Source organism: Mesorhizobium temperatum (assembly GCF_002284575.1).
Classification (GTDB): Bacteria; Pseudomonadota; Alphaproteobacteria; order Rhizobiales; family Rhizobiaceae; genus Mesorhizobium; species Mesorhizobium temperatum.
In genome coordinates this window covers 132,230-144,618 of the sequence record NZ_NPKJ01000075.1, presented here as the reverse complement: position 1 = coordinate 144,618, position 12,389 = coordinate 132,230, and the positions used below count along the sequence as shown (strand labels likewise).

11 protein-coding genes are annotated in these 12,389 nt (G+C 59.6%); 1 reads left to right on the top strand and 10 read right to left on the bottom strand.

What is annotated here, in order from left to right; genetic code table 11:
* Nucleotides 1-6 precede the first annotated feature (6 nt).
* Together CIT26_RS32525 and CIT26_RS32520 are read right to left on the bottom strand one after the other, a co-directional pair.
* Nucleotides 7-828, bottom strand: coding sequence for an ABC transporter permease (locus CIT26_RS32525; protein WP_245319640.1), 822 nt, complete (start codon nt 826-828; stop codon nt 7-9).
* A gap of 63 nt (nt 829-891) precedes the next feature.
* A complete protein-coding gene (locus CIT26_RS32520) occupies nt 892-1,884 on the bottom strand; it encodes an ABC transporter substrate-binding protein (protein ID WP_095496372.1) in 993 nt (330 codons plus the stop codon).
* A 118-nt stretch (nt 1,885-2,002) separates the two neighbouring features.
* On the opposite strand from CIT26_RS32520, the gene CIT26_RS32515 reads away from it, so the two are divergent.
* Nucleotides 2,003-2,929: a LysR family transcriptional regulator gene (locus CIT26_RS32515; protein ID WP_095496371.1), complete on the top strand. Its 927-nt coding sequence runs from the start codon at nt 2,003-2,005 to the stop codon at nt 2,927-2,929.
* 139 nt (nt 2,930-3,068) lie between these two features.
* On the opposite strand, the gene CIT26_RS32510 is transcribed toward CIT26_RS32515, so the two are convergent.
* From CIT26_RS32510 to CIT26_RS32480, 8 genes are all read right to left on the bottom strand, one after another.
* Entirely contained in the window at nt 3,069-5,531 is a 2,463-nt protein-coding gene (locus CIT26_RS32510) for an arsenate reductase (azurin) large subunit (protein ID WP_095496370.1), read from the bottom strand.
* Between the two features lie 14 nt (nt 5,532-5,545).
* Entirely contained in the window at nt 5,546-6,073 is a 528-nt protein-coding gene (locus tag CIT26_RS32505) for an arsenate reductase (azurin) small subunit (protein WP_095496369.1), read from the bottom strand.
* 151 nt (nt 6,074-6,224) lie between these two features.
* Nucleotides 6,225-7,568 (bottom strand): sigma-54-dependent transcriptional regulator, encoded by a 1,344-nt coding sequence (locus tag CIT26_RS32500; RefSeq protein WP_095496368.1) that lies wholly within the window; start codon nt 7,566-7,568, stop codon nt 6,225-6,227.
* Complete coding sequence (locus CIT26_RS32495; protein ID WP_095496367.1) at nt 7,558-9,015, bottom strand: sensor histidine kinase; 1,458 nt, start codon at nt 9,013-9,015, stop codon at nt 7,558-7,560. Before CIT26_RS32495 ends, CIT26_RS32500 begins: the two co-directional genes overlap by 11 nt.
* Complete coding sequence (locus tag CIT26_RS32490) at nt 9,012-9,914, bottom strand: substrate-binding domain-containing protein (protein WP_245319639.1); 903 nt, start codon at nt 9,912-9,914, stop codon at nt 9,012-9,014. The genes CIT26_RS32495 and CIT26_RS32490 overlap by 4 nt, the downstream gene beginning before the upstream one ends.
* A 271-nt stretch (nt 9,915-10,185) precedes the next feature.
* A complete protein-coding gene (locus tag CIT26_RS36280; protein ID WP_143747970.1) occupies nt 10,186-10,452 on the bottom strand; it encodes a hypothetical protein in 267 nt (88 codons plus the stop codon).
* Between the two features lie 74 nt (nt 10,453-10,526).
* Complete coding sequence (locus tag CIT26_RS32485; protein ID WP_143747969.1) at nt 10,527-11,300, bottom strand: hypothetical protein; 774 nt, start codon at nt 11,298-11,300, stop codon at nt 10,527-10,529.
* A complete protein-coding gene (locus CIT26_RS32480) occupies nt 11,269-11,637 on the bottom strand; it encodes a cysteine peptidase family C39 domain-containing protein (protein ID WP_095496364.1) in 369 nt (122 codons plus the stop codon). The genes CIT26_RS32485 and CIT26_RS32480 overlap by 32 nt, the downstream gene beginning before the upstream one ends.
* Between the last annotated feature and the right edge of the window lie 752 nt (nt 11,638-12,389).

Sequence of the window (12,389 nt, the reverse complement as noted above, 5' to 3'; positions counted from 1 at the left end):
TATCCCTCACAGATACCGGAAAAGCCGGCGGTGAAGCAGGCGAAGCAACTGGTCGGTGATGAGGCCGATCAGCCCGATGACGACGACGCCTGCCATCACTTCAGGCGTTTTAACGAAGCGGCGCGCCGTCCAGATCACATAGCCGATGCCGGAATCGGCCGCGACGATCTCGGCGATGATCAGATATGTCCAGCACCAGCCGAGCGTGATCCTGAGATTGTCGATCAGCGTCGGCCCCATCCAGCGCAAGGCGACATCGGTCATTACCTGCCTCGAGCTGGCGCCGACAGTGCGGGCGACCTCGACGAACTCGTGCGGCACCCGCCGCATGTCGTCGGCCACGAGAAGCACGAGCTGGAAGAATGTGCCCAGCCAGAGCAGGAAGATCTTTGTCTCCTCGCCGACGCCGAACCAGATAATGGACAGTGGCACAAGTGCGGGTACCGGAAGATAGCGGATGAAATCGATCATCGGCTCGAGTGCGGCTCCGACAATCCGGTAACTGCTCATCATGATGCCGATCGGGATGGCCAAGGCCGCGGCGAGCAGGAAGGCGATCCACACACGTGTGGTCGAGACCACGACATGCCAGACGAGGTTCTGCTCGGTCAGCATTGTCCACAAGGCGATGACGACGCGGCTTGGCGAGGGGAGGAACTGCGGCGCAATGATGCCCGCGCGTGCCGCCAGCTCCCAACCTGCTACGACCAGGGCAGCCGCCGCAACGCTGACGGCGGATTCCGTCATCGGCGAAGCGCGGCCGCGAAAAACAAACAGACTGCTGAACAAGATCGCTATCCCCGGATGGTCGAAAACAAGGGCTGTCATAGACGGCTGCCGGCATGGCATGGCCGCCGGCGGCCGCCAGAAGGCGGACCTGGTCCATTGCCGCTATTTAGCCGATACCTTGCTGATCGCCGAATTGTCGATCTGGTCCGTCGCCATGAGCTTGTTGTCGGCGGCCCCGTTCTCCAGATTGAGGTCCATCACCGTATCGAAGATGGCGTGGAGCGTACCTTTTTCTCCCGGTTTGCCCATGTAGGCGAGCGATTCTGCAAGCGTCGTGTAGGATAGGCTGGAGTCGACGATCTCGGTCACTTCAGCCGGCGTCAGGCCAAAATGCTTGGAGGCCATATCGGCGAATTTTTCCGGCTCGGCCTTGAGGAAGTCGACAGCCTCGTAAATGCAGCCGAGAAACTTTGCGTACTTGTCCGGGTTCGCCTTGAAGTCATCGTTACGGACGATGATCGCATCGATGATAATACCGCGATGATCCTTGGACGAGACCAGCATGCGGGCACCCGGACGGGTCGAGGCCTTCAGCGCCTGCGACATGAACGGTTCATAGGTCGCAATCGCGGCAATCGAGTCATCGACGAAAACCGCGCCCGTGTCGGCCGTTGCGATGTCCTTGATCTGAAGATCCTTCAGCGACAGTCCCGCCTGCTTCAGCTCCATCTGGAGCAACAGGCGTGAGGGAATGTTCGGCTCGGCAGCGACGACCTTGCCCTTGAGATCCGCCACCGTCTTGACCTTGTCGTCGGTGATGACGCCGTCGCCGCCGACGGATTCATCGATCGTGCCGATGATGATGCCCGGCGTGGAGGCGTCGCGCGGACGACCCTGATATTCGCCGACGGAGCGCATCTGCATTTCGATGTCGCCGCGCGCCATCGCTGCCATGACGTTGGTCAGGTCATCTTCGAACTTGATGCTGACGTCGAGGTCTTTGCCGGCGAAGCAGCCCAGGTCGCCGGCGATGTGGACGGGTGCAAATCCCAGCCACGTCGGAGCAAGGATGCGGATCTGGTCGGCGCTGAAGGCGAACTGCGAACTGGCGAGCACCAGTGCTGCGGACAACGCTATGCGAAGTGACGATTTCATGATTGTTCCCCATTTTTTGTTCCGCGCAGGCTCGCCATTTTCAACATTTGTGTAAATGAGTTTATTTAGAATTTTACATCGAATAACGTCGATGTATCGCCGATCGAGGGGACAAACCATGCGTCGTCTGGACAACATCGATATCCGCCTGCTGCGTGTCTTCGTAGCGCTGGCCGATTCAGGCGGCTTCGCCGACGCGCAGATCACCCTCAACCTGTCGCAGCCGACGCTCAGCACGCATCTTGCGGAGCTGGAGAAACGCATCGGCGCCCAGCTCTGCCATCGCGGACGCAAACAGTTCCGCCTGACCGAGGTCGGACAGGCGACCTACGACGCGGCGCAGAAACTGTTCCGCGACCTCGACGATTTCGGGCACCGCATCAGCGCGGCCAGCGGCAGCCTGTCCGGCCGGCTGCGGATCGGCACGTCCGATGGCGTATTCACAAGCGATGAACTAGGCATCCAGCATGCCCTCAGACGCTTCATGGGTCCTGATTCCGATGTTTTTATAGATCTTTCGCTGGGCACGCCGTCCGAACTTGAGCAGCAAGTCGCTGATGGCGGCCGCGACATCGTCATCGGGCCGCTATCGCAGAAAGCGCCCGGTGTCGTTTACCGGGATTACTGCGGCGAGCCGCATTTTCTCTATTGCGGCCGACGGCACCCGCTTTTTGCGATGCCCGATTCAAGGATCGACCAAAGCGCCATCCACGCTGCGCGGTTTTCGGTACGCAGCTATCGGTATTTCGACGACCTGTATCTCGTCGGGCATCCCAGGGCCAGCGCGTCAGTGATCCACATGGAAGCACAATTGATGCTGATCCTGTCGGAGAATTTCATCGGCTTCTTGCCGGCCCATTTCGCATCGTCATGGGTCCATGCCGGCGAGTTGCGGGCGATCAAGCCGGGATCCTATACCTTCAGTTCGCGGCATCTGGTCGCTTACCGCAGGGCAGACGAAACACGAAATCTGGTCCAGGCGTTCCTTCGAGAACTGACTAGAGGATCGGAGACGGGTCCTTTGAAAGGTCGTGAAGCAAAATAGTAAGAATTTCTCGGGCGATCGACGTAACTGGCCGCTCGCGATACGCGAGACACTGAAAATTGCTGCCATCGGGAATCTCGGCAGACCGAGACAGTGAGCCCGCCGCTGCGACTGGCGCAGCGGCGGGCTTGGGAGGGCCTCAGACGGCTTGATATTCCTGCGACTTGAACGAAAGGTGCTTCACGCCTTCCGGCGCATCCGAGATTTTCCGGATGTTCGCCCAGGTCTGCTTGTAGTTCGGCAGGATTAGCTCATTCGTGCCGGCATTGATGACGTTGCCTTGCACGCCGGTCGGGAATCCGAACAGCATGAAAGTCTCGCCCTTTCTGGCCGTGGGCGTCGGATAGACCATCGCCTGGGTTGAGCCGCTCTCATTGTAAACCTCCACGAGGTCGCCATTCTTCACGCCGAGTTCGGTCATGTCGTCTGGGCTCATCTCGATGAACGGATAGGGCCAGCGATCCATCACGAATTCGCTCTCCTGGTCCAAGAAGGCATTCTGCCAGACCTGGTTCGCGCGCCCGTTGTTGATGAGGTATTTGTTGTTCTTCTTCTGCTCCTCCTTGCCCGGCGCCTGCAGGCCACGCCATTGCGCTTCCATGAAGGTCGCCTTGCCGTCCTTTGTCCCGAATTTGCCGTCGGTATAGAGACGCTTGGTGCCGACGATCTTCCCGTCTTCGAAACCGGTGGCGGGCTCCTGAAAGCCGTTATTGCCCATGGCCTTCAGACGCTCATAGGTGACAAACTCGCCCCCTCCTGCATTTTTGTTGTAGCCGTCCATGAAGGCGTCTTCCTCGGTTCTCCAGTCGTAACCCTTGAACTGGTCGGCATAGGCATTGTCGCCCATTTCACGCAGGGCCTTCTCCATGTGCTGGGCAAGCCCCGCCGCGATGAGGCAGTCCGGCTTGGCATTGCCGGGCGGGTCCATGTAGCGCTCGACGAGACGCATACGACGTTCACCGTTCATGGATGTCAGGTTCATCTCGCCCGATTCCGCAGCCGGCAGCCAGACATGGCTCGCTGCGCCGATCTTCGAAGGGATGATGTCGACGTCGACGGAGAACAGGCCGCCGGCCTTGATGGCGGCCAGAATGGCTTCGACCATCGCCTGCCGGTCGCCATACGGCACCTTGCTCATCGCATCCTTCACGATGTCCGTGCGCTTCTTGTAGACCATGTTGAACTGGTGCGCGTTCAGCGTGGTCTTGTAGTGGTCGCAGGCCCAGATGTGATGGACGCCGCCCTTGCCCTCGATCAGCAGCTTGTCGACATAGGCGGCGGGCCGGCCGACATGCGCGTCGGAGGGACGGACATAGCCTTCCTGGTGACCGCCCATGCGCACGCAGCCGCCACCCTCGCGACCGACATTGCCGGTGGCGAGCGCGACGTTCACCAGCGCGGCGTTGGTGCGATAGTTGTCGTTGCCCCAGATCAAACCTTTCTCGTAGGCGAACATGGTGCGCCGACGCTTACCGTCCTTGGGCTCGGCGATCCATGCCGCCGACTGACGGATTTGGTCGACGGTCAGCCCGGTAATCTTGGCCGCGTCCTCGAGCGTAGTTCTGTTGGCGGCGAGCGCCTTGTCGAAGTCGCTGGTCGACGCATCGATGAAGGCCTTGTCGACCCAGCCCTTGTCCGCAATCTCGGTCAGCCAGGCGTTGAACAGCACCATGTCGGTGCCGGAATTGATGGCAAGGTGCATGACGTTTTCCTTGCCGGCTTCGGCTTCGGCCGCATTGACCGATACGGTGCGGCGCGGATCGACAAAGATGATGCGTCCCTTGGCATGCGGTTCGTCCGGAAGCTGCTCCTGTTTTTTCTGCATCGAAGTGCCACGCAGGTTCGGGACCCAGTGGTTGAGGAAATAGTTGGTCTGCGTCTCGAGCGGGTTGTTGCCGACCGAGACGAGCGTATCGGCCAGTTCGGCGTCCTCGTAACAGTTGTTCAGCTCACCGACGCCCATGTCGCGGGTCGCATGGACCTCGGAATTGTAGGCCGGCCTGTTGTGGATGCGGATGTTCTTCACCTTCATGGAGCCGAAATAGAGTTTTCCGGTGCCCCAGGTGTTTTCGTAGCCGCCGGCCGAACCGCCGTGATCGAAGACGGAGACGAACAGCCCATCCTCGCCCTGATCCTTGACGACGGCGGCGGTGACACGGGCAACGAGATCGAGGGCATCCTCCCAGGAGGTCGGTTGCATCTGGCCATACCGCCAGACCATTGGATCGGTGAGACGTTGCTGCTGCGAGCCGCGGGCGGTCGAGTAACGCAGCTCGCCCATGCGGGCGCCGCGTACCGAACCGAGGCCGGAATTCACCTCGCAGTCGTGGTCCGGTTTGATGACGATGTGGACGTCCTTGCCGTCCTGCTTGACGATGTTGTACATCGACGGCGCGTACCAGGCGTCGGTCTCGGCGGCCTGCTGCTCGGACAGCTCGACGCCGAACACATTCGAGGCGGCATCGGTGCCGCCCTGCTTGTTGGTCGGCCAGGTGTAGGCGTGATAGCCGCAGCCGACGATGCAATAGTGGCAGGTGACGTTGTGTTTCTTCGCATCCGCCGGAATGATCGGCAGCCTATCGATGTGACGTTTGTAAGCCATGATCCGACCCTCTCTTAAAGTACATTGCTCAGACGACCGTAGAGCAGCTCGTCCACGCCCTCGGCATAGATGTCGCCCTTGTCGTCGACGCGGAGCGCATATTGCGGCAGGTTGGCGGTCGACTGCCCCCAGATCTGTTGCCCGCCGGCATCCGCGTCGAAGCGCGAATAGTGGCCGGGGCAATTGAAGGAGTGGTCGTCGGCGTTGTAGTTGAGCGGGAAGCCCTTGTGCGGGCAGATGGTCGAGAAGCCGACGATGTCGCCGTCAGGACCGGCGCCGCCTTCCACTTTCATTCCAAGCTTCAGCAGCACACCGGGCGCGTTGTCATCGGGGTAGCCGACATCGAAAGGCTCGTTTGGTTTCAAATCGGCAATATTGGCCAGCTTGTTCGACGGGTATTCGACCAGCGCCAGACCGGGTGCAGCCTTGGTCTGAGCTTGTGCCGGCAGCGCCACGGCGGTGGCCATGCCGGCGGCGGCGAACGCCCCTCCCCTCAAGAATTGACGGCGGCCGACGTCGACCAGTCTGTTGCAGCGATCCATGCATTCCTCCCATTGGCGAAATCGTCGCAAGCCGTCTTGCAACGCCTGTGCCAACCGGAGAAGCCGCCGATTTCATTTGAGAAACTGCTGGAAAGCCAGCGCCATGGAGCCTGCATGTTCGGAAATCCGGACATGCTGCAATGCCGAAGGTTCAGGAAGTCGAACGCGCCCGATCGGAAACGCCGAGCCGCGTCATCTTCTCCCAAAGCGTCGTTCGCGAGATCGCCAGCAACCCGGCTGCTTTCGCGATTTGACCGCCGGTTTCGTCCAGCGCCCGCTCTATCTGCCGCCGCTCCGCCGCATCGCGAACATCGGCCAGCGGGGCGAATGCAGCGCTTGCGGGTTTTGCTGTCCGCTCCGGGAACAGGTCGCCGGGCATGATCCATTCACTGGTCGACAACGCCACCGCCCGCTCGACGCGGTTCCTAAGCTCCCGCACATTTCCGGGCCAGGGATAGGCGAGTGCGGCCTCCTCGGCCAGCGCGCTGAAACCCCGGATCCGGGTGTCGGATCGGGTCGCTGCGTTTTCAAGGAACCTGTCGAGCAGCCAGGTGATGTCCTCATGCCGCTCACGTAGCGGTGGAATCGTCACCGGCAGGACGGCGAGTCGAAAATACAGATCTTCGCGGAAGCTCGACCGCCCATCGCGTTGGCCGAGGTCGCGATGCGTGGCCGAAACGACCCGTGCGCCAAACGGGCAGGGCGTCTCGCCGCCGACGCGATTGAAACTGCCGTCCTCTATGAGCCTCAGCAATTTTGCCTGAAGCGGCATTGGCATGTCGCCGATCTCGTCCAGGAACAAGGTGCCGTTTCCGGCCCGCTCGGCATATCCGAGATGCCGCTGCTGCGCCCCGGTAAACGCCCCTTTTTCGTGACCGAAAATCTCGCTTTCCAGCAGTTCGGCCGGGATCGCCGCACAGTTCACCGCGATGAACGGCTCCAGGCGCCGAGGTGAGACCTCATGCAGCAGGCGGGCCGCCACTTCTTTCCCGCATCCGGTCTCGCCGGTGATCAGCACGGGAAGATCGTGGCCGGCATAACGCCGCAGCAAGTCTTCGGCATGCTGGATGGCCGGGGACTCGCCGAGGAAATAGCCCTTGAGACGAAGCTGGCTATGCGTAGTCCGCCGTGCGGCATCGATCCTGCGCAGGAATTCATCCATCGCGAACGGCTTGGTCATGAAATCGACGGCGCCGGATCGCATCAACCGGACAGCCTGGTCAATCTCGCCATGGCCGGTCACGAAGACAAAGGGTGGCGAATTCGGCAGGTTGGCAAGCTCGCTGAAAACCACTTCCCCGGAAATATCCGGGAGACGGACGTCACAAATCACCAGATCGAGGCAACCACAGAGGCCTTCAATTCCGGAGATGGCATCCCGCCCTGACTGCCACCAATTCACCCGCCAGCCCTCGAGCTCAAGGCGCTGGACGATCGACCCGCCCATGACGGGATCGTCCTCGACGAGGCCTATCCGGGCGCGCTCAGGCGGCATGGGCTTTGGTGTCCTCCCTGTCGAAGGGAATTGTCAGCGTGACCGCCGTCCCTCCTCCTCTTTTGGCTGCGATACTGGCACGTCCGCCGAGATCGTCAACCACGCGGCGGACCATCCAGAGGCCGAGACCACGCCCCGCGCGCACCGCCGGGCCGGGGTCCTGGTCGATGAGAATCCCTGCGATGTCGGCCGGCATTCCGGTGCCCTGGTCGCCAATCTCGATGTGCAACCGGTCTTCCCAGCTCATCGCCGTCAGCGAAACCGTCCCGTCTTCAGGAGTGACCGCGCTGGCATTGAGGAGGAGATTGAGGACCGCCTGACGGACCGGACCGCCTCGGATGGGCAATTCCCGCGCACCGTTCCATGCGACGCTCCAGTCCAGCCGCTGCCGCTTGCGGCGCAATTCCGGCTTGAGCAACAGGCGGACATCGTCCAGATCGGCGGCCGTCATCGGGCGCTGCGATCGTTCTGGCCGATAAGTCGCAAGCGCGGCCTCGACCACGTCGCGAATGCCGGCAAGGCCGCGCTCGATCAGGCTGATCGATGTGTCGCGGACACCGGGGGTTTCGCCATGGGTCTTCAACGTATCCAGTGCGTTGAACAGGCCGCCAAGCGGATTGTTGATCTCGTGCGCCATGCCGGAAGCGAGACGCCCGAGGCTCGACAGCTTCTCTTCCTCGGCGAGCTGCATGGCGAAGTTCGCGCGCTCACGCTCGGCATGGACAAGGGCATTGTAGCCGCGGAACAGGCCTGCGACCTCGGAGTCCCCGGCCGGGATTTCCCGGTGCGAGATCGGCTCGGCCGCGCCATGCGCTGCAGCGCGCATGTGATCCTCCAGCACCCGCATCGGCCCGATCATCTGCCTCACCAGCACGAAGCCGCCCAGCGCGAACAACGCCGCAAGGACGCCATTGGTAATAAGCAGGGTGACCAGAATCTCGCGCCGTTCGGCAAAGAGATGCGAAACATCGAATGTGGCGTGGATGGTGCCGATCGGCTGGCCCTGATAGACGAGATCGCGGTGGGCGAACCCGGTCAACCTGGCCTCGTCGATGGTGACGACATCCGGCCCATAGCGATTGCGGTAATCGGCCGACAATTCGGAATAGGTCGCGATCCGGTTCGGATCGCTCGCTGCGAGCACCCTGCCGTCTGAGCCGGTCACCACGGTTTCGATCGGGGCAAGCGATTTATAGGACGCCGAGGACCTGTCGAGCGCGTCGAACACCTCCCAGACGTCGGCCCGCAACACAGCCGGCACCACGGCTGACGAAAGCCCGTCCAGATAGGTTTCGGCAAGACCGTTGAGGAAGCTTTCCTGTGTCCGCGACAGCCGGCTGAGAACGCGCTCGGAAATGGCCGCACTGATGACCACCATGAGCAAGGCGACAAGGACCGGCACGCGGTAGGAGACGGGAATCGACCGGAAACGCCGGAGCAGTTTCATCCGGACTGCCTCACGGTTTCCACCTTGGCCGCAATCGCGTCGAAATGCGACGGACTGGTTGCCGCGAACCCGTCCAGCCGAAGCAGGGCAAGAACCTTCCGACCCTCGGCATCATCCTGCATGGAAATCAAGGCCTGCTGCAACGCCCTGACGCGTCGATCGTTGGCGACGGACTTCGGCGACGCTATTGGCGGAAAGCCCAGCCATTCCGACTTGCGTACGATCCTGGTCTGCTTCACCAGATCCGGCTCGGTCTCGCGCATCACCTCGTAGACATAGCCGTCGACGCTGCCCGACTGAGTGAGGCCCGAGGCGACGGCCCTGATGACGTTTCGGTGCCCATAGGTGAAAAAGCTCCGCGCGAAAAAGCTGCCGGCAAGCTGGCGGTTCTCCGCAAGCAGCGCCCGCGTCACCAGAAAACCCGAATTCGAATCAGGATCCGAGAACGCATGGACATCGCCTTTCAGTCCGGCCCAGTCATCCGCTTTACGATCGGCCGAAGCGATCAGGTAGGACTGGTAGAGCGGCTTGCCGTGCCAGACCGGGGTTGCGACAAGGTCGAGATCGGCCTTGAACTGCACGTAGGGATAGCCGCAAATCCATGCCGACTGGATCTGCCCGGAAACCAGCAGCGCCGTGATTTCCTGATAGGTGCGGCGCGTCACGAGCTCGATCCGGCCACCGATCCTGGCGCTGAGATAGCTGCGCAGATGGCCAAGCAATTCGAGATCGTTCGAGAGGAAGACCGGCGTCAGGCCGAATTTGAAACTTTCTTCTTCGCTGCCGAGGACAACGGGGGCGAAGAGGGTGGCCGCACCCGAAACAGCGGCCGTAATCAGATCACGCCGTGTGATCGGAACGCCGTCGGTGGCCCTGTGCGGGTTGCCTAGGTTCCTCAAGAATCGCCTCCCGACCGGAGCGAGAGGGTGCCCGGTCGACCCGATCATATCCGAAAATGTAGAAGTCTAGGAACTGCAAAAGCGGAACCGGATTTTGGAGCGATCCGACGCATCCCGTCTGGGATGCACAGGGCTCGCCCGTCTTGTCATCCATCAGGGGCATTCCTACCTGCTTGTCGAACAGCATGAATCGGCCGCCAGAGCTGTTCAGGGTCGTGAGCCGGCAGGATGGTGATATCACCAACTCCAGAGTGGCATCAGAATGGGGACGTCAGCGTGAGCGCCAGGTCGCGCGAATACCAGTAACGCCCGACATGTTGCTCTTAACGCCCGACTGCGAGTAGAGCTTAAGCCCTCGTTGCTTAAGTAGCGCCTCTTCACGTTTGATGTGGTCGGTACGCGCCACGATGTAATCCCAATCGAGATTTTTCGGATTTGGCTCATGCTGTACTCTCGCTGCAAAGCGAGGGCCAAGCTGGGGTTTGACATCATCGACCAGGCATTCGATTGAAGAGGCCATTTTGCCCGCTGCCTGCATACGTCGAGCCTATTCGTGGGACGCAAGTTTGTACTGCCACTGTCCCCCGGCCGATTGGCATCCAGCCGCAGCCACTAGATTCGCCTGTACCTAAAGAGCATAGATATTACAAAAACAGACAGCCCACACATTGCATAAAAGCACGAAATTAATAATATCTTTTTTATAGAGTATGCGACAACTGCATCTTTCAGAGATGGTGCATAGAATGAATATCCATCTGAAAAACTAGCCTTCGCGGCAAAAAAACTAATCAATGTTCCAGCAAGTAAAATTCCAATAGCCCGCAGCACAGCCGCATATTCAGAATCGGAGACATTCATTCTGTCAGATCGACGAAACTCGACCGAAATTCTCCAGAGTATCCATAATATCCATATTGAGCTGGTTACACTGCATAAATATGAGAACCAATAGTAGTCATTCCGCTGCCTAAATAAATCAAGTTGATTCGCCTTCAATAATTGCAAAAATATGTTTTTATTCCAAGGCCATGCTTCCATGAAAGCATGGCCCCGCATAATTCTCTCGTAGTTAAGTTGTACATTCCCAGATCTTATCAAGTTAGCAAAAATAACTAAAAATACAATTAGTAATGAAATCAATATTCTGTAAGATTCGTATGCAATCAAGTACTTACTTTTCGCATTCTGGACATCGACATCTGTTTTAAGGTTTTTATCATCCACACCGGCGACAAGAAATGAGAAAGCCTCAACATACTCGGCGAGAGGCACCTCGTCTATGTCCCTATATATAATATCTTTTATCTTCATCGCTCGCCCATATACAACATAATTTGAAGCTTTCATACAGTCACGATTGCTGTACGCATCTTTCACCGCCACATATTATACCGGCCAGAAGCACAGATTGCGGATCCTGCAAGAGCACCTTGCCCGCAGACAAGGCCGCCAGCAGCACAAAGCTGCCGTCCGCCTTCTCGATGATTATCGGCAGCGGCAGGCGGTCCAGCCTCTTCGGCGAAGGTCTTGCTATCTTGGCCTTGAGCTTCAGGCGTTTTGCTGCCCGTACAAGGTCGACGCGATCGGCGGTCCGTTCGCCCAAACCCAGGTCATGGCGAATGGCGTCGGGATCGGCCGGCTGGCGCAGATACTGCGTCATCAGCGTCAAACAAACGACGCCGCTGTCCAGCCCGATTGTAATCGGCGTGGCCGCTCCCACATGCCTTCCCCGCAAAACCTAATTGCCCTGTTATCTTTTATCAGCCTATACATGCCGCACAAGCAATAGTTGAAGTAAAGAAAAGAGGAAGTGTTGCACAAATGCCAGAGAAGAGCTTGTATCAATACATTCTAAATGACTAATATATGATGTTCTTCGGCTTGAACGGTCCACCGACAGTGGCCGCTCCGGCCTTCATGTGCAAAATACGGCGCTAAGCGACTGCCAGAGCAGGGCTGCCCGAACCTCTGATCCGTTGGCTATTGCTTTGGGATCCGCTCGGAGCGGCGACTGACCACCGACCGGCGCCAGTTGTGTGTGTCAAGTTCTGCAAAAATGGCGTGGCATTCATGCCAAGATATCAGAGCGTCACGACGGTGCAGGACCTTTGATGGCGGAGGGACAGCGCCCCCTCTGTCCTGCCGGACATCTCCCCCACAAGGACCACAAGGGGGGAGATCGGCCGTCACACCGCCTTCGCGAACCGCCACTGTCGCAACAGCAAGCGGTGCGCCAAAGCTGCCAATCTCCCCTCGTGGGGGAGATGTCCGGCAGGACAGAGGGGGGCGCGAAGGATCACTACAGATCAGCATTTATCCTGAGCCGCTGCAAATCTTCGGCGGATGTCACGGAATGGATCCGCCAACGCTCAACTCAAGCTGCCGCCCAGGACGACTGCATGGCTGCTACGATGGTGCCTGTTTGGGCTGGATTGCCAAGCAGCGGGTCACCAGGCTGGATGCCGACCCCGT